The sequence below is a fragment of the Rapidithrix thailandica genome, from assembly GCF_039710355.1.
GTDB lineage: Bacteria > Bacteroidota > Bacteroidia > Cytophagales > Flammeovirgaceae > Rapidithrix > Rapidithrix thailandica.
Window position 1 is genome coordinate 192,530 of record NZ_JBDKWZ010000009.1, and the last position, 17,694, is coordinate 210,223.

The following is a 17,694-nucleotide window of genomic DNA, read 5'->3' on the forward strand; positions in this document are numbered from 1 at the left end:
GCAAGGAGAAATAATTAGCGATGCTATACGCTCCCTTTGGCTATTTTCTTATATGATTTCAAAGTAGCGTTTCAGTTCCCAATCGGTCACTACTTGGGCAAATTGCCGCCATTCCCACTCACGGGTGCGAACAAAATGATCGATAAACTCCTCTCCGAATAATTCCCGGGAGATTTCCGAGTTTTTCATGGCTTGAGTCGCTTCGTTAAGGTTTTTGGGTAAGGTGCCATGGCGAAAGTCTTCATACCCATTGCCTATGGTTTGAGGTTGCTCGAGCTTTAATTTATGTTGAATTCCGTATAAGCCACTGGCCAGACAGGCCGCCATTGCCAGGTAGGGGTTGGAGTCGGAGCCTACCACCCGGGTTTCGAGGCGTGAAGCTTTTTTACTTCCGTTCAATGTGCGTAAGGCGGTAGTCCGGTTGTCACATCCCCAAGTCAATGTAGTAGGGGCCCAAGCTCCTTCTACCAAGCGTTTATAGCTGTTGATGGTAGGTGCGTAAAAAGGCAAAATATGAGGAAGGCAATACAATTGACCCGCTACATAGTGTTTCATCAACTCAGACATACCATGCGTATCCGACTCATCATAAAAGAGGTTTCTTTTCTGACCGGCATCCCAGAGGCTTTGGTGTACGTGCCCGCTGCATCCCGGTAATTGCTCATTCCATTTAGCCATAAAACTGGCCATAATTCCATGACGGTAGGCGATTTCTTTGGTTCCGGTTTTAAATAACACCGCCCGGTCAGCAGCCTCTATAATTCCTGAATACATAATGGCGGCTTCGTAAACCCCTGGCCCGGTTTCGGTGTGTAATCCTTCCAAAGGCACATTAAATTTTTCTAATTGGTCAAATAAGTCATTGAAAAAGGCTCCTTTCAAAGAACTTCTTAATATTGAGTAGCCAAACATGCCCGGGGTTATCGGACGAATATCCCGAAACTGCTTTTCTTGTAAACTATCCGGAGTTTCTTGAAAGTTAAACCATTCGAACTCTTGCGAAAAGGTGGGTGTAAATCCCGCTTCTTCTGCACGCTTATTTATTTTTTTGAGCAAATTTCTGGGGCATATGGGAGATGGAGTACCGTGGATGTCTGCAAATTCACCTAAAAAGAAAGGAAGCTCATTTTCCCAGGGAACTTTTCGAAACGTGGCTAAATCCAGACGGGCCTCCGCATCCGGATAGCCTGTATGCCAACCTGTGTATTGGGCATTGTCATAAGCAACATCAGCGGCATCCCAACCGAATACCACATCGCAAAATCCAAATCCTCCTTCGATTATTGAGAGGAATTTTTCTTTTCGAATGACTTTGCCTCGTAAAATTCCGTCAATATCGGTGATAGCCAGTTTTACTTTTCCGGAAGGGTGATTCTTGATATATTCTATAATTTGTTGTTGATCCATGGTGGGTATTTTTAGATGGCTAAAATTAAAGACCTGAGTTTTGCTACAGAAAGCTATGTTTCTGTTTTACAATCCAGGCTAAGAAAGAAGTAAGGCGTTGGGTTAAACCGTTTTAGGAGTTTCCTTTGATTTCATAACAAAAAATCGGAAGCCGAGGTAACAGATGAGCAAAATCGCGAAATAAATCAAGGCTAATTCGATATTGTAGATAATCATGGAAACCATGGCCACTGAGGCAATGAGCAAGGCAATGGCCGGAAACAGTGGGTAGAGTGGTGTTTTGAAAGGCCTCTCCAGGTTGGGTTCGGACTGACGAAGTTTAAACAACGCCAATGTAGAAATAATGTATAGACTCAGGGCTCCGAAACAGGCGATAGTGATGATTTCGGCTGTCTTCCCGGTCAGTAAGGCGATGATACCGATTCCCATATTTAAGAGGAGTGCATTCGAAGGCGTTTTGAATTTTTTGTGTACTTTTCCTAAAATTCGAGGAGCATGCCCCACCCGACCGAATTCATAAGTGGATCGCCCGGCCGCCAAGATAATTCCATGAAAAGAAGCAACCAGGCCAAATAGACCTACCGTGACTAATAAGTGATACATGATGTCATCTTGTCCGACAATATGATTTAAGGCCAGAGGCAGGGGGGAGTCCGAAGCTTCGGCACCGGGGCTGGGAAAAACAATGGCTTCCCATCCGGCCACCCCCACGGAAGAGCCGAAGGTCAGGATGCATAAAATAACCAAAGTCAGCATGGCCGAGCCAAAGCCTAATACGACATTTCGCTGCGGATTGATGGTTTCTTCGGCAACATTGGCGATGCCTTCGATGGCAAGAAAAAACCAAATGGCAAAAGGCATGGCTGCAAAAATACCGGTCCATCCTTTGGGTAGTGGGTTTGCCTGGAAGTTGGCCATTTCAAAATGAGGGATGGTAATGCCTGCAAAAATAAGAAGCTCAGCTACGGCCAGAATAGTGATCAACAATTCAAAAGTGGCCGCAGCTTTTACCCCGACTATATTCAGGGTAGTGAAAAGTAAATAGGCCAAAATAGCAATGACGACTACCGGGACGGAAGGTAGAAAGATATGGAAATACGCACCAATGGCAAAAGCGATGGCCGGAGGGGCAAAGATAAATTCGATGTTTTGGGCCATTCCCCCGATAAACCCCCAATGACTGCCAAAAGCCCGTGTGGCATAATCAAAGGCACCTCCGGCTTTGGGGATGGCACAGGCCAACTCTGTGTAGCCGGGCGTGAAGGTAACATACATGATAATGATAAGCACCGTGGCTATGGCCAGCCCGTAGGTGCCACCTTCGGCCAGGCCCAGGTTCCAGCCGAAGTACATCCCGGAGATGACATAGCCGACCCCCAGTCCCCAGAGCATCAATGGGCCCAGGGTGCGCTTTAAGCTGGTTTTTTCTTCAGAAACCGTATTGGTTGAATTCATGGATAAATTGTTTTTGTGGTGAAAAGATGTTTTTGTTTACAATGATTCCGGGTAATCTGTTTGAAGAGAGACTTTTAGAGCTTCAGGAAGTTATGTAACCTCCAGATTCATTCACTTTCATTTTTGAAAGCAGTTTTATCTATTAATAGACTGATTACCAGAAGGTAGTTTGAAGTTGAGATATACGCATACAGGGATTACACAAAGTCAAGAAACGGGAGGAGTTATTACGTTGAATAAATGCTCCTTTTGACTCTGTATAATCCTACCGGGTTTTTATCTAAGTTGTATGTACTACTTGTTGCTCTCCGAAGAGAATGTTGGCCTGAGTTGGTAGGATAGTTTTTACTGATTTTGGTAAACAGTAAATTTTTGCAAGCTAAAAATTAATAAATAATCCTTCTTTGACAAAGATTTTTTTAACGCCTGTTGAAAAGAGGTGGAGGCAGAAGAGAAATAACTGTTGTAAATACATTAATTTAAAGCTATGGCTTCTACTGTTTCAGCAGTTCTTTATAGGTATTCATTATTTCCTTATTGGGAATTTTTTCCATTTCCAACAATGCTAAATAGGGGTCACCTTTTAGTTGTAAGCATTGGGCAAAGGCAGGTTCTGTTTTGACTCCTTGTCTTTTTAGTTGATAAACCAACTCTCTCAATGGGTTTCCGAAAAGCCTTAATAGTCGATATTCCTGAACCATATGCCTGTATGCATGTTGAGAATGGGAGGCTGTATTTTGAGCAAATATCTCAAATTCAAAGCCCGAGAAGTAAAAATTTGTAACCACAACCTGTTGTTCTCGAATACTCTGATGCCGTATGGAGAATTCATCATAATGTTGATAAAGGGAGTAAACTTGCTTTGAAAGAGCATTCAAGTTGTTTGTACAATATAAAATATCCAAATCGCTGGTTTCGGTATCAATCCCCAAGGGAATAGTGCCTGCCAATACAGGAGAGTAAGGTTTTAGATGGGAAAAAACTTTTGACAGTTGGATGGCTTGATAAGCTTTTTGTTGTCGTGGAGTACCTTTTTGTAGATAAGTAAGGTCAAACCAGTCAGGAGAATTTTCGTTTGTGAGCTTCATAAGAATATGAAAAAAAAATTAAGGCACTTGATCCGGAAAAGATGTCCTTTTCACAAATCAAGAGCCTTATTATATTGCTTGCTGTATTTACCAGCGTTAATTTTTATATTTTCGAAACTGTGCTTCTATCTTGATTACACCACTGTTTCACCTATCAATTGCGTTACGGCTTTGGCGATACTTTCAGGATCAAAGCCAGCTTCTTTTTGCAATTCGATCTGTTCTCCCTGTTCGATCACGCTGTCAGGAATACCCAAACGCTCCACTTTGGCCTGGTAACCATGATCCGCCATAAACTCCAGCACGGCACTTCCAAAACCTCCCATAATACAACCATCTTCTACGGTGATCACTTTGTCAAATTTAGAAAACACCTCATGCAGCAGTTCTTCATCCAAAGGTTTGACAAAACGCATATCGTAATGAGCCGGGTGTACCCCTTCTTTGGCTAATATTTCGCAAGCTTCCACTGCATAATTGCCAATATGACCAATGGTTAAAATGGCAACTTCTTCGCCATCCTGGATTTTTTGACCTTTTCCAATGCCTACTTCTTCCATAGAAGTTCGCCAGTCAGGCATGATTCCTTGCCCTCTTGGGTAGCGAATGCAGAAAGCGCCTTCGTTTCGTGGCAACTGAGCGGTAAACATCAAGTTTCTCAACTCAGCCTCATTCATAGGGGATGCAATAATAATATTGGGAATGCAACGCATGTAGGCCAAGTCGTACGCACCGTGATGGGTAGCTCCATCGGCTCCGGCAAATCCTGCCCGGTCCAGACAGAAGTTCACCGGTAAGTTCTGAATACAGACATCGTGGATTACCTGATCATAGGCACGCTGCATAAAAGAAGAGTAAATATTACAGAATGGGATCATGCCTTCGGCAGCCATTCCTGCCGATAGCGTCACGGCATGTTGTTCGGCAATGCCTACATCAAAAGCCCTTTCCGGAATTTTATTCATCATAATGTTCATGGACGAACCGGAAGGCATGGCAGGGGTGATTCCTACAATTTTCTCATTCTTTTCAGCCAGTTCCACCAAAGTTTCCCCGAATACCACTTGATATTTAGGAGCTTGAGGGGCATCAAAGGTTTTCTTTTTGATTTCCCCGGTGATTTTATCAAATTTTCCGGGGGCATGCCATTTGGTTTGGTCTTTCTCAGCCGGAGCAAACCCTTTCCCTTTTACAGTTACACAATGTAGCAATTTAGGCCCGGGGATATTTTTCATATCTTCCATAATGTCCACCAGGTGATTGACATCGTGCCCGTCTACCGGACCGAAATACCGCAAGTTCAACGATTCGAACAAATTGCTGTGGGAGAGCAATGCGGATTTCATCATATGCTCTACCCGGGAAACTAATTGTTGGGCCGTCGGACCAATTTTACTGATCTTGCCTAACAAATGCCAGACATCGTCTTTAACTTTATTATATATATGGGATGTAGTGATGTCGGTGAGATAATCTTTTAAGGCACCCACATTAGGGTCGATAGACATGCAATTGTCATTGAGAACAATCAGGAGGTTTGAATCGGAAACCCCTGCGTGGTTCATCCCTTCAAATGCCAGGCCGGCGGTCATGGCCCCATCCCCGATGACAGCAATATGTTGGCGGTCCTCGTTTTTGAGTTTAGAAGAGATAGCCATTCCCAAAGCTGCCGAAATAGATGTAGAAGAGTGTCCTACACCAAAAGCATCGTATTCACTTTCGGCTCTGCGTGGGAAGCCGGAAAGCCCTTGATAGACCCGGTTGGTATGAAATTGTTCTTTGCGTCCGGTCAATATTTTATGTCCGTAGGCTTGATGTCCTACATCCCAAACCACCCGGTCGTAAGGAGTGTTAAAAACATAGTGCATGGCAACGGTTAATTCAACCACTCCTAAACTTGCACCAAAGTGTCCTCCGTAAATGGATACGTTGTCTATGATAAATTGCCGCAGATCCGAACACAGCTCAAACAATTGGCTTTTATTCATTGCCCGCAGATCTTTCGGAGAATCAATTTGGGCAAGCAGTTTTCCAGGCTCTATCAACATTTTTCTAAAAGTTTTTCTCCAGGATATTGCTTATTAGCAAGTTGAACTCAAAGCAGATGAAGTCTATACTTTGAGGATTAAAAAAAGAAGACATCCAAAAATTTCAGATATCCTGTCAAATCCTTCCTGACTTAGGGAAGGCCCCTCAAAATACAGAAGGGTTTAAAAGACCGCACAAAGTTACAATTTTCAATGTACAATTTATCGTTGAGAAGCTTAAACACTTTGTTTTTACAAATTGTTTTTCAGAAAAGTAGAAAAAAAATCACTTTTCCAGGAAAAAAACAAAAAAAATCAACGGAGAAGGAGGGGGAGTCTTAATTTTTCTATTTGAAAGAGAAAAAGAACAAGGTAGAATATGCTTTGTTCCGATGGAAAATTGGATGGATGTTGTATACAAATTCGTGAAAATATGAAGATTTAGTCCAACTCTTACATGTGAAATACTGTCTTTAAAGTAAAGGGTTTTGCTCATTGAAGAGGGCTTGTAAAGCAAATTAATCCCCGGGTTTCCGCTTAGGAATACCCATGTGATTTAATAATATTTACCTATAAATTTGTAATTAATAACAAGTAATTTAGTCCTGGGTAAAATTTTATAAGCAGTCCCAGTTCAGGTACCGATTCAAGCCTGTTCAGATGGAATATAAAGCAGTTATATAATATGTTTTTAAGAGTTTTTTGGTAATTATTTTTAGTAATTCGGAATGAAATAAAATTTTGGAAAAAAATGGATTTGGGAAATGAAATGTGAAAAAAACGTTAAAAAGGGTTAATTTCTCATCTTATTTCAAGCATATCCGTTCACAATACTAGGGGGCTCGCAAATAAATCTTAAGTGGTGCAAGATTTTTTACAGGAAGCCTTTAATATTTATCCAAATTCACTTATCTTGTTTAAGTAAAGTCTTACTTTTAACTAACTCTGATAAAAAATGGCAGCTGTATCGATGGAAGAAAAGTCAAAAAACCGGTATTCTGAAAAAGAAAAGGTAGAAATATTTGAAAATGAGTTTATGCCCCATATAGACTCTATGTATAATTTTGCCTTTAAACTTACACTGGACGAAGAAGATGCAAAGGATCTGGTGCAGGATACGTATTTAAAATCGTATCGATTTATTTCTTCTTTCGAAAAAGGAACAAATGCCAAGGCCTGGCTGTTTAGGATTTTGAAGAACAGCTTCATCAATGATTACCGTAAGAAAAGTAAACAGCCGGCTAAAATTGATTATCAGGAAGTAGAGACTATATACAATTCTGAAGACGCTGACCATAATATTACCATCGATCTCCGCTCAGAAACCATGCAAAACCGTATAGGAGATGAAGTGACCAATGCTTTAAATTCTCTTGCCGTAGATTTCAGAATTGTTATAATTTTGTGTGATTTAGAAGGCTTTACCTATGAAGAAATGGCAAAGATCTTGGACATCCCTATCGGGACGGTTCGTTCACGCCTTCATAGAGCCAGAAACTTACTAAAAGACAAACTGAAAAAGTACGCAGCTACTTTAGGTTATAAAGCTTAACAAGCACCACTTAAGAGGTAATAATTTTAAAAACAACAATGGAAAACAACTTGCGAGCTTTGGAAGCGCAACCATTAGTGATGGATTGCGCAAAATTTGTTGAATTAGTTCAACTAATCGTAGATGAAGAAGCAACCTCAGAAGAAGAGCAGTTATTCAAAGATCACTACGAAAAATGCAAACACTGTCTAAACTATTATGAGATCGAGAAATCAGCCGTGGCTGTTATTAAAAACAAGATCTCCAAAAACTCTCCTCCACCAGAATTAGCTAATCAGATTCGGGCGAAAATACTGGAATCTTAATTGCCAGATCACCACCAAAGACAAGATCAGGCTTTTCTTTTTTTGAGTAAATCAGTGGCTTTTTACTGTACTACTTTAGTTATTTGCAGATAGAGTAGTGAGGTCAGGCACGCTATATCCACAGGTTATTTAATTTTTACCTGTGATCCGGGCAGATCTCTCTTTCGGCAAGTACATTAATTAATCTTTTAGCATACAAAGAAGTGAACAGGAAAATAGTAATTTTCTCGGCTCCGTCAGGGGCCGGCAAAACGACCATTGTAAAAAAATTATTGGAAAGCTATCCGGAATTGACGTTTTCAATCTCGGCAACTACCCGGACTAAAAGAACGGGGGAAGTAGATGAAAAAGACTATTATTTTCTGGATGAAGCCACTTTCAGACAAAATATCCAAGAAGGAGGCTTTGTGGAGTATGAGGAAGTATATGATGGTGTTTTTTATGGTACCTTAAAGTCAGAGATAGAAAGAATTTGGCAAAATCACCAAGTGGTGGTTATGGATGTTGATGTGAAGGGGGGCTTAAGTATTAAAAAAGCTTATCAAGAGCAGGCCTTGGGGATCTTCGTCAAACCTCCCGATGTGGCAACGTTGGAAAGGCGGTTGCGCTCAAGGAATACGGACTCTGAGGAAAGTATTAGAAAACGCATTGCTAAAGCCGAATACGAACTAACTTTTGAAAAGGATTTTGAAAAGGTTATTTTAAATGATTCTTTGGAGCATGCCGTTGAGCAAGCCAAAGAAATACTGAATGAGTTTTTAGTTATAAAAGCTTAAGTTGTAATTTGACAAATGAATTAAAATAGGAGGACAGGCAGCTACCTAAAGGCAGGTGGCTGCTTTTTTCTTTGGAAAAAACTAACTTTGTAAAAAAACTGAGTTATGCAAGAACGATATACACAACGGGGAGTTTCAGCCTCTAAAGAAGATATACATGCCGCGATTAAGGATCTGGATAAAGGATTGTTTCCGAAGGCCTTCTGTAAAATTGTGCCGGATATACTGAGCGGAGATGAAGCGTATTGTAATATCATGCATGCAGATGGGGCAGGCACAAAGTCTTCCTTAGCATACCTTTATTGGAAGGAGACAGGAGATATGTCGGTGTGGAAAGGCATTGCACAAGACTCAATAGTGATGAATGTGGATGATTTGTTGTGTGTGGGAGCGGTAGGAAGTATGTTATTGTCTTCAACGATTGGACGGAACAAAAACTTGATTCCCGGTGAAGTGATCTCGGCATTGATCAATGGGACGGAGGATATTTTACAAATGCTAAGGGACAATGGAATTGAGATTTATAGTACCGGAGGTGAAACTGCTGATGTGGGAGATTTGGTCAGAACGGTGATCGTAGATAGCACTGTAGTGACGCGAATGAGACGGGATGAAGTCATTAATAATGCCAATATTCAGGCGGGTGATGTAATTGTAGGAATGGCTTCTTTCGGTCAGGCAGATTATGAAACCGAATACAACGGGGGAATGGGTAGTAATGGACTGACTTCCGCCCGGCATGATGTGTTTGCTCACTATCTGGCTGAAAAATATCCGGAGAGCTTTGATCCGTCTGTGCCTAAGGAATTGGTGTATTCAGGATCAAAAAAGTTGACCGATACCCTTGTTGATTTGACTTTGGATGCTGGGAAATTAGTGCTTTCTCCTACCCGAACCTATGCCCCGGTAATTCTAGAAATTCTTAAACTTTATGGTAAAGAAATTCACGGGATGGTGCATTGTAGTGGAGGAGCACAAACAAAAGTTCTGCATTTTGTAGAGAACGTCCATGTGATTAAGGATAATTTATTTGAACTGCCTCCTTTATTTCAGATGATTCAGGAACAGAGCAATACTGAGTGGAAAGAAATGTATAAGGTGTTCAATATGGGCCACCGTATGGAAGTGTATGTAAAACCTGAGTTTGCGGATGAAATCATTGCAATTTCCAATGCCAGAGGTATTGATGCAAAAATCATCGGAACTGTAGAGCCTGCAGAGTCCAAAAAACTGACAATCAAAAGTCCGTATGGAGAATTTATTTATGAATAAATCTCATATGAATAAGAAAGTAAAGCCTTTCCAACTTTTCAGGGTTGGAAAGGCTTTACTTTGACGTAATATTGAAAAGTTCTTTTCTGGGAAAGAACTACGAATAGCTTGCAAAACACTTTACAATTTGGCTAGATTTTCTTCAGCCAAAGCAAAAGAAAGTGTCATTCCTCCTCCCCCTATACCTGCAACCACGGTTACATGGTCTTCCGGTTGGTATACCGTATAATCTTTGTCTTGGGATTTGGCATAGACTCCATGCCAACGTTCTTGAATTTGCAAACGGGGGATATGGGCAAATTTGGACAAATACTCTAAAATTAAGCGGTTAATTTCTTCCTGATCAAATGGATTCAGGTCATTGGTGTATTGATGAGAGTCACCAATAAGTACTTCTCCGTGATTGTTTTGGCCGACCAGTACATGAATACCATATTGATCAAAGATGGGAGATTCCGAAGCGAACCTGTCGATGAGTTGTTGGATGGAAGCACAGTGGCTAAATGACTTATAGTGTCTGAAAGTCAAGCCTGAAGCTAAAGACGGTCCCAGTTGCCAGTTGGATGCTTGAGCGACTGTTTTCATCATTTGTAATTTACATTTCACAATTCCACTCTTTTCGAAAAACTCCGGATATAAGATTTCAAAGTCACTTCCATTACAAACGTAAATATGATCTGCTTGCCAGATTTCATTACCTGTATACAATTTGGAGGAATCGATGCGGCAAACTGCTTTTCCTGTATGAATTGCCACCCCGTATACTGAAGATAAATAATATGTGATACGTTGGATAGCTTCTCTTGAGTTAATTGTCACTTCTGTGGGGCTGAACATACCACCATACAAACCCTCAGTTTTTGCTGCAGGACTGATTTCTTTTATTTCTGAGGGGGAAAGAATTTGACAGGCTTGATATCCATATTCAGCAGTGGTATCCACAAACTCTTCCAATACTTTTTTTTCGTCTTGTTGATATGCCAAAAACAGAGAGCCATTGGGCTTATGCCAAAACCCAGCTTTTTGAGAGAGTTCCAACCATATATTACGGCTTTTAAGTGCTAGTTCGTAACTCTTTCCCGGACTCTGACCGATGGACCAAACCATACCGAAGTTACGGATAGATGCCCCCGCAGCAAATGTATTTTTTTCAAACAAAGCTACTTTGTATCCTCTTTTTGCGGCAGCCAATGCATGTGCAAGGCCCACAATGCCCCCACCGACTATGGCGATATCAACTTGCTTATCCATTTGTTTATAAATAGTAAAATTTGTTTAACAAATGTAATTTAACAAACCGTCTTTATGCAAGTCAAGCAAGTTACATTTTTGTGAATAAATTAACGGGACAGGTAGTTTTGAGAGGACTGTATTTGTAAGAAGGCTTGAAATTTATTGATCAACCCTTAAACGTTACTACCTTAAAAGCTTTGCTTTTCTTCAGCTCCTCCTCCAATTCATCGATCCTTCAATCCTTCGATTCTTCAATCCTTCTTTCCCTAGCTTTGAGCCATCCCCGACTGCATATTGGAAAGCATTTCGCTTTGTGCACGGATCAAAGAAGAAAGGGCTTGCATTACCCCTTGCGATATTTCAGGACGGGTAGCAATGAGCTCGTAAAAAGCTTCTTGTTCCAGTTTTAACAGGATGGAAGGTTTTTCAGCGGTAGCAGTTGCCGAACGTGGGTTGGCATCCAATAACCCCAACTCTCCAAAAAAATCCCGGTCTACTAAAGTATTTAAGCGGTAGTGGCCTACATGAATTTTAATTTCCCCTTGGTAAATGATATACATGCAATCACCTTTCTCTCCTTTTTCAAAGATTTTTCCCCCTTTAGAAATATGGATTTCTTCCAGGATTTTTGCGACATCTACCAGCACATTTTCCGGGGTTTTTGAAAATAACCGGGAGCTTTTTAACATTAACACCTTTTCAATTTCTAATAAAGTAGTTGACTCTGTCATAGCAATGATTTTTTCGGCTAGTGGATTTTTTGGCAGTAGTTCGTGGATAATATCGGGAAGTGTTCTGCCGTAGCGTTTACAAAATTTGCGCAAAGTAAACAAGGCGGAATCTACCAGTAACTTATCTTGCGAAGTTAGGTAATTGGTAAAGTGAGGGAGCATGCTGGGGTTGCATCTTTCCGCCAGGGAATATGCAGCCACTGCCAAAGTCCAACGGTTAAAAAAGGCTTGTCGTTGTACATCCTGTAAGATTTTGGTGATTACGCTAAGTTCATCATACAAGTAAACCGAATAAAAATGCGATAGTTTATGGAGCTTTTCCTGATAAGAGGTTTCCTCAACCAACAAATTTAACTTAGTAGATAAATGTCCGGGTAGTAATTGGCTGTAATCTGGATTTTTTAACTTCTTCTTGCTTTCTTCAGCTGCTTTTTGAGAAGGTGTATGATTGATAAATGAAAATAAAATACTTCGGTTTTTAGCCAGCGTCTTCAATTCAATTTTTAACGCTTGACTGAGCAATTGGGCACCCTTCGATTTTTCCAAGGTATGTAAGGCACTATATAACCAATGAATCTGCTTAAACTGCCTTTCCAAGTGATCATGAATGCGAAAAAGTTGCTCCATAGAGCGGGTCTGAAAGTGAGTGCCTTGTAAGGCAAGGTGTACCTCTTCTTGTAATTCTACCCATGGTTCATCATGAATAATCAACTCAAATAATAATTCTTGTGCTGCCGTTGAGCCGATTTGGCTGCATAAATGACAGAGTCGACTTAAAAAAAGTTTGTCCCTTTCATTACTGGAGGCCACAAAATAGGGGTGCAAATATGGCAAAAGCTGATCTTTGAAATTCACCAAAGCCGTTGAAACGACTGCATGTAATTCTTTGAATCGCAATTGGTCCAACAAGAAAGGAATGCTGTGGGGATGGAGCCATTTGCCACAGGCATGAGCGGCACTTTCCCGGACTTTGAAAGAGGGGTCATTTAAGTAGTTTTTCAGATAGTTGAAATAGGAGCTATCTTTTATTTCGCCAAGCGCAGCCGCTGCCACAATTTTATCTTCGTTTTTATCAGAATGTAAAAAATCGCTCAACAAAGTATGGGCCGTAGCTTGCGATTGTAGGTTCCCATAACCCATTAAGCCGATTAAGGCCCCTTTACGAATATGCATTTCCGAGGCATGAAGCAAAGGAGAAATCACTGGAGACGGATCGTCTGACAGCTTACAGTAGGCAATAATCGCCTCTTCTTTTACCTTGGCCGGGATCTTTTTTTCATGGCTTAGTGAAAGCAATAAGTCCGTACTTTTCTTTAGTTGAAGCTGAACGGCTTTGTGGATAGAATGGGATTTAACTTCTATATCCTGATGGTTTAAGCCTGTTTTGATCAATCCTTCGAGATCATGCTCTCCTAATTGCTCTAACCTATCCAAAGCATAAATGACCTCAGGAGCCTGAGTTGATTCGAGCTTTTCTAACAATAAACGTTGAATACGATGAGGGTCAATAGTAATTTGTGGCCCTTTGGTAAAAGGCAAAGGAAGAAGCGATCGAAGTTTAATGATATAGTTGCGAAAAAGAGCCATTGAATACCATCGGTCATATTTGTATAATATAAGAAGTCAGCATCTCACATAAAAGTGCTGGCCAAAAATATGCATAAGATTCTGAAGATCTAGGAGGATGAAAATGACAAAAGGTACTAAATGGCCCGGTATATTACTTTATTGCCTTTTCCTTCTTCGTTTTACATAATCAGAGTGATCGTGCTCTTTGGCTAATTTGAGGTAGAGGCGTTGTTTTTCTCTATTGTTATTTTGTTTATAATATTGATATAAGCCCATATAAATATAGGTTTTGTAATCTTTGCTTCGTGTGCCCAGTTGTTCCGCCAATTTCTCGGCCAATTCATAATCAACCTTTGCTGCTTTCAGGTCTTGTTGGTTGAATTCTTTTTCCATACCCCGGAAACAATACCCGGCCATCTTATAAAAGTCGTCATTGGAGTTGTGTAATAATTCCCGGATGGGCTGTCGGGCTTTTTGATATTCACCTGTTAAGGTAAGCGTTTCGATGTATTGGACTTTAAATAATTGATTTTTAGGGAAAAATCGGGTAGCCTGATAGGCGTATTTTTGCGCCATTTCCGAATCGTGTTCATAATGCAGGTATATCCAAACCAAGTAATTGATTGCCTCACACCGGGTATATACCCCATGTTTGCTGGTGTACTGCAGTTGTTTTAGCCCTTTTGTTTTATCCCCTTTTTGAAAGAACACAGCAAAGGGTTTGTACAAGGGGTAGCGCTCCGGGAAAGCTTCGCGGTAATAATTATACAAGCCGGAAGTAAAATAAAACTCAGAGAATTGTTCTTGTAAATCAAATCCTTGTTTGATCAGGCGGTACACCACTTTGGCCTCCCCAACGGCCTTCATACTTTTATTTTGTTCGGCATAATGCCGCATAATAAAGGCTTTGGCAATCATTTTAAAAAAGATCCCTTCTACATTGTTTTCATCTTGTTCCAGGATTGATTCGGCTTGCTTTTCTGCTTTGCGCAAATAAGAGAAATGTTTTTGAAACGCTTGACTTTCAAAATCGATAGGGACCTCCTGCCAATAGATGTTCAATGCTTTTACAAAAGGGGTGACCGGGTGTTCGGGAAGTTGAGCTGACAGTTGATTAATATATTTGTTCGCACTGTCAAAATTCCAGGCATAAATAGCGGTGACGGCCTGGCTGGCAACCTGCCGGTATTGTGGCGCTTGAGAGAGCAAACGGGTTTGAGCTGATACATGAAAGGAAAACAATATGCTGAACAGCCATCCTATGGTAAATCCTTTTTGTAGCAATTTTCAGTGGGTTTTGGTAAAAGATTGTATGCTTAAAACAAAAAATAATCAAGAAGGAATCGTGCTTTTTCGAAGTTAAAAGAATTCAAAAGGTTTGAAATGCACTAAGGGTTTAAGTTTTTGTTAAATGAAGGTGAAAAATCCGTGTTTACACAGTTTATCTGACTTATTCCACCTTTTATCCCGATAACGGACTTTTCTTAAAAAATACCTTCTGTTTTGCTTCGATTCTTTTTTATCTTGTCTTTCTTTTGGGAAAAAACCAAGTAAAAACCGGGAGAAATTCCTAGTGAAAACTTGAATTACAAGGGGAAAGTCAGAATTCTTTTTTAATTATATAAATGATCTCGTACTTAGAGTATATTTAAAATTCGTTGCGGGACCGCCCCTTTAGTGGTAAAAATTCTCAGCATAGTAGTTTTGAGTGGTCCGACTTTCGGAGAAGAATAACATTATTTGACCGGGATGCCGGCCATTCAAAATGTTGCACTGAGGTTTTTGAAAGGGGAGTTTTTGACCCGAAGGATAAAATTTAAACATGCTCTTATCAAGTAATTCCAAAACAAACATGAAAAGACACATCAAGTTTATTCAACGAATCTGCGTAGGTGCAGCCTTGACATCAATGGGGGCATCCTGTACGCAAAACCCGGAGAAAGTACAATCCTTTCAATATCCGCAAACGCCAAAAGTGGATACTGTTGATTCTTACTTTGGCCAAGAAGTGGCAGATCCTTATCGCTGGCTGGAAGATGATAATTCGGAAGAAACCAAGCTGTGGGTGACCGCCCAAAATGAGCTTACCCAAAGCTACCTTTCCGAAATTCCTTTTCGGGATAAAATCCGTCAACGTTTGGAGAAGCTATACAACTACCCCCGGTTTTCAGCACCGTTCCGGGTAGGAGAGTATTACTTTTTTAGTAAAAATGATGGCTTGCAAAACCAAAGTGTTATCTATTTTCAGAAAGGCTTGGATGGAGAACCCGAGGTTTTTCTGGACCCCAATGCCTTGTCAAAAGACGGAACGGTAACGTCTTCCATTGCCAGTATTTCCAAAGATGACAAATATGCAGCGATCAAAGTGAATCGTTCCGGATCGGATTGGTCGGAGTTTTACGTGATGGAGGTTGCCTCCCGACAGCAACTGTCCGATACGGTAGAGTGGGCCAAATTTAGCGGAGCCAGTTGGTACAAAGACGGCTTCTATTACAGCAGTTATGGCAAACCGGAAGCCGGAGAGAAGTTAAAAGGAAAGAACGAGTACCATAAAATTTATTATCATAAATTAGGCACATCACAAGAAGAAGATCAACTGGTATTTGAAGACAAAGAACATCCGCTGCGCAACTTCTATGCTTCGGTAACAGACGATGAACGTTATCTGGTCATTGGGGCAAGTGAAGGAACCTCCGGAAATGAGGTTCTTGTAAAGGACCTGCAACAGGATGGTGAGATTACCACTTTAGTGCCAGGTTTTGATTTTGATTCGTATGTAGTAGAACACTTAAACGGGAAACTGTTAGTATATACCAATGTGGATGCCCCGAATTACCGTTTGGTGCAGATTGATCCCGCACAACCTGCCAAAGAAAATTGGAAAGAAGTAATTGCCGAAAAAGAAGAACTGTTAGAAGGAGTTACTTTGGCCGGAGGAAAAATCTTTGCCAAATATTTGAAAGATGTAACCACCCGGGTGTATCAGTACGATTTGGAAGGAAATCCGGAAAATGAAATCCAATTGCCTGATTTAGGCTCAGCCGGAGGCTTTTCCGGGGAGAAAGAAGATACCTTTGTATTTTATACCTTTACTTCATTTACATATCCTCCGACAATTTTCAAATACGATATCGCCTCGGGAAAATCAGAGTTGTTTAAAAAGACGGAAGTGTCTTTCAATCCGGATGAATACCAAACCAAACAAGTATTTTATCAAAGTAAAGACGGTACGAAAGTACCTATGTTCTTGGTGCACAAAAAGGGCTTGAAACAGGATGGGCAACGTCCGACTATGCTGTATGGATACGGTGGATTTAACATCAGTATCACTCCGGGGTTTAGTCCTTCCATCTATGCCTTATTGGAAAACGGAGGAGTATATGCCGTGGCCAATATCCGGGGAGGAGGCGAATATGGAGAGAAATGGCATAAAGGGGGAATGCTGTTGAACAAGCAGAATGTTTTTGATGATTTTATTGCTGCAGGGGAGTATCTGATTTCTGAGAAATATACCACTTCCGGAAAATTAGCCATATCAGGAGGGTCAAACGGTGGCCTATTGGTAGGTGCTTGTATGACACAACGCCCTGATTTGTTCCAAGTAGCTTTCCCGGCAGTAGGGGTATTGGATATGTTGCGTTATCATAAGTTTACCATTGGTTGGGCTTGGGCCGTAGAGTATGGCAGTAGTGAAGACGAAGAGCATTTTAAGAATTTGGCCCGTTATTCACCGCTTCACAATGTCAAAGAAGGCGTTTCATATCCTGCTACGTTGGTCACTACTGCTGATCACGATGACCGGGTAGTGCCAGCTCATTCATTCAAATTTATTTCCGAATTGCAAGCCAAACACAAAGGGAATAACCCTGTGATGATTCGAATTGATACCAAAGCAGGTCATGGAAGTGGTAAGCCCCTTTCCAAAGTAATTGACGAACAAGCGGACAAATGGTCGTTCATGTTTGCCAATATGGAGGAAATACCTTATCAGTCAACAAAGAGCAACCCGCAATAGTGGATAGTGAAACAGCAGAATATAATTTTCTAAAGTGATAATCAGTTTTTCGGGGCACTCAAAATTCTATTTGGGTGCCCTTAATCTTTTTTTATTCCAACTCTTTCCCCTCTTAAAATTGCATCGTTCCAACAAAGAATTTGATTTTAAAGTTTATACATAATGATTTAATCCTCATCCTATTCGAATTTTAGTTACAGGTATTAATATTGTAGTCGAGAAATAGTGCAACCGGATTATTTGAAAATGAAAAATAGTTCTGGT

The 17,694-nt window shown here is 40.7% G+C and carries 12 protein-coding genes; 5 read left to right on the plus strand and 7 right to left on the minus strand.

Annotated elements, in window-relative coordinates; all coding sequences use genetic code 11:
* Positions 1-48: 48 nt before the first annotated feature.
* The 4 genes from AAG747_RS16785 to dxs form a co-directional block, all read right to left on the minus strand.
* A complete protein-coding gene (locus tag AAG747_RS16785) occupies positions 49-1,407 on the minus strand; it encodes a glutamine synthetase family protein (RefSeq protein WP_346822361.1) in 1,359 nt (452 codons plus the stop codon).
* A 102-nt stretch (positions 1,408-1,509) separates the two neighbouring features.
* Positions 1,510-2,862, minus strand: coding sequence for an ethanolamine permease (gene eat, locus AAG747_RS16790; RefSeq protein WP_346822362.1), 1,353 nt, complete (start codon positions 2,860-2,862; stop codon positions 1,510-1,512).
* A gap of 494 nt (positions 2,863-3,356) precedes the next feature.
* Positions 3,357-3,950 (minus strand): DUF4269 domain-containing protein, encoded by a 594-nt coding sequence (locus AAG747_RS16795; RefSeq protein ID WP_346822363.1) that lies wholly within the window; start codon positions 3,948-3,950, stop codon positions 3,357-3,359.
* A gap of 134 nt (positions 3,951-4,084) precedes the next feature.
* Complete coding sequence (gene dxs / locus AAG747_RS16800) at positions 4,085-5,998, minus strand: 1-deoxy-D-xylulose-5-phosphate synthase (protein ID WP_346822364.1); 1,914 nt, start codon at positions 5,996-5,998, stop codon at positions 4,085-4,087.
* Positions 5,999-6,947: 949 nt separating this feature from the next.
* Here dxs and AAG747_RS16805 point away from each other — a divergent pair.
* The 4 genes from AAG747_RS16805 to AAG747_RS16820 all read left to right on the plus strand — a co-directional run bounded on the left by AAG747_RS16805 (position 6,948) and on the right by AAG747_RS16820 (position 9,882).
* Positions 6,948-7,529: a sigma-70 family RNA polymerase sigma factor gene (locus AAG747_RS16805; protein ID WP_430300658.1), complete on the plus strand. Its 582-nt coding sequence runs from the start codon at positions 6,948-6,950 to the stop codon at positions 7,527-7,529.
* Positions 7,530-7,567: 38 nt separating this feature from the next.
* Positions 7,568-7,834, plus strand: a complete 267-nt coding sequence (locus AAG747_RS16810) for a hypothetical protein (RefSeq protein ID WP_346822366.1) — start codon at positions 7,568-7,570, stop codon at positions 7,832-7,834.
* A gap of 203 nt (positions 7,835-8,037) precedes the next feature.
* Positions 8,038-8,610: a guanylate kinase gene (gene gmk, locus AAG747_RS16815; RefSeq protein ID WP_346822367.1), complete on the plus strand. Its 573-nt coding sequence runs from the start codon at positions 8,038-8,040 to the stop codon at positions 8,608-8,610.
* Between the two features lie 105 nt (positions 8,611-8,715).
* A complete protein-coding gene (locus tag AAG747_RS16820) occupies positions 8,716-9,882 on the plus strand; it encodes an AIR synthase-related protein (RefSeq protein ID WP_346822368.1) in 1,167 nt (388 codons plus the stop codon).
* A 120-nt stretch (positions 9,883-10,002) separates the two neighbouring features.
* Here AAG747_RS16820 and AAG747_RS16825 read toward each other — a convergent pair whose 3' ends face one another.
* The 3 genes from AAG747_RS16825 to AAG747_RS16835 form a co-directional block, all read right to left on the minus strand.
* Positions 10,003-11,133: a TIGR03364 family FAD-dependent oxidoreductase gene (locus AAG747_RS16825; RefSeq protein WP_346822369.1), complete on the minus strand. Its 1,131-nt coding sequence runs from the start codon at positions 11,131-11,133 to the stop codon at positions 10,003-10,005.
* 248 nt (positions 11,134-11,381) lie between these two features.
* A complete protein-coding gene (locus AAG747_RS16830) occupies positions 11,382-13,433 on the minus strand; it encodes a cyclic nucleotide-binding domain-containing protein (protein ID WP_346822370.1) in 2,052 nt (683 codons plus the stop codon).
* 138 nt (positions 13,434-13,571) lie between these two features.
* Positions 13,572-14,699 carry a hypothetical protein gene (locus tag AAG747_RS16835; RefSeq protein ID WP_346822371.1) on the minus strand — a complete coding sequence of 376 codons (1,128 nt, stop codon included), beginning with the start codon at positions 14,697-14,699 and terminating at the stop codon, positions 13,572-13,574.
* Between the two features lie 568 nt (positions 14,700-15,267).
* Between AAG747_RS16835 and AAG747_RS16840 the strand changes: the two genes are divergently transcribed.
* Positions 15,268-17,430: a prolyl oligopeptidase family serine peptidase gene (locus tag AAG747_RS16840; RefSeq protein ID WP_346822372.1), complete on the plus strand. Its 2,163-nt coding sequence runs from the start codon at positions 15,268-15,270 to the stop codon at positions 17,428-17,430.
* The last annotated feature ends 264 nt before the right edge of the window (positions 17,431-17,694 follow it).

Bases quoted from the DNA above. Each gene is read 5' to 3' on its own strand.
- AAG747_RS16785 (WP_346822361.1), bottom strand. From the start codon at position 1,407: ATGGATCAACAACAAATTATAGAATATATCAAGAATCACCCTTCCGGA.
- eat (WP_346822362.1), bottom strand. From the start codon at position 2,862: ATGAATTCAACCAATACGGTTTCTGAAGAAAAAACCAGCTTAAAGCGC.
- AAG747_RS16795 (WP_346822363.1), bottom strand. From the start codon at position 3,950: ATGAAGCTCACAAACGAAAATTCTCCTGACTGGTTTGACCTTACTTAT.
- dxs (WP_346822364.1), bottom strand. From the start codon at position 5,998: ATGTTGATAGAGCCTGGAAAACTGCTTGCCCAAATTGATTCTCCGAAA.
- AAG747_RS16805 (WP_430300658.1), top strand. From the start codon at position 6,948: ATGGAAGAAAAGTCAAAAAACCGGTATTCTGAAAAAGAAAAGGTAGAA.
- AAG747_RS16810 (WP_346822366.1), top strand. From the start codon at position 7,568: ATGGAAAACAACTTGCGAGCTTTGGAAGCGCAACCATTAGTGATGGAT.
- AAG747_RS16820 (WP_346822368.1), top strand. From the start codon at position 8,716: ATGCAAGAACGATATACACAACGGGGAGTTTCAGCCTCTAAAGAAGAT.
- AAG747_RS16825 (WP_346822369.1), bottom strand. From the start codon at position 11,133: ATGGATAAGCAAGTTGATATCGCCATAGTCGGTGGGGGCATTGTGGGC.
- AAG747_RS16830 (WP_346822370.1), bottom strand. From the start codon at position 13,433: ATGGCTCTTTTTCGCAACTATATCATTAAACTTCGATCGCTTCTTCCT.
- AAG747_RS16840 (WP_346822372.1), top strand. From the start codon at position 15,268: ATGAAAAGACACATCAAGTTTATTCAACGAATCTGCGTAGGTGCAGCC.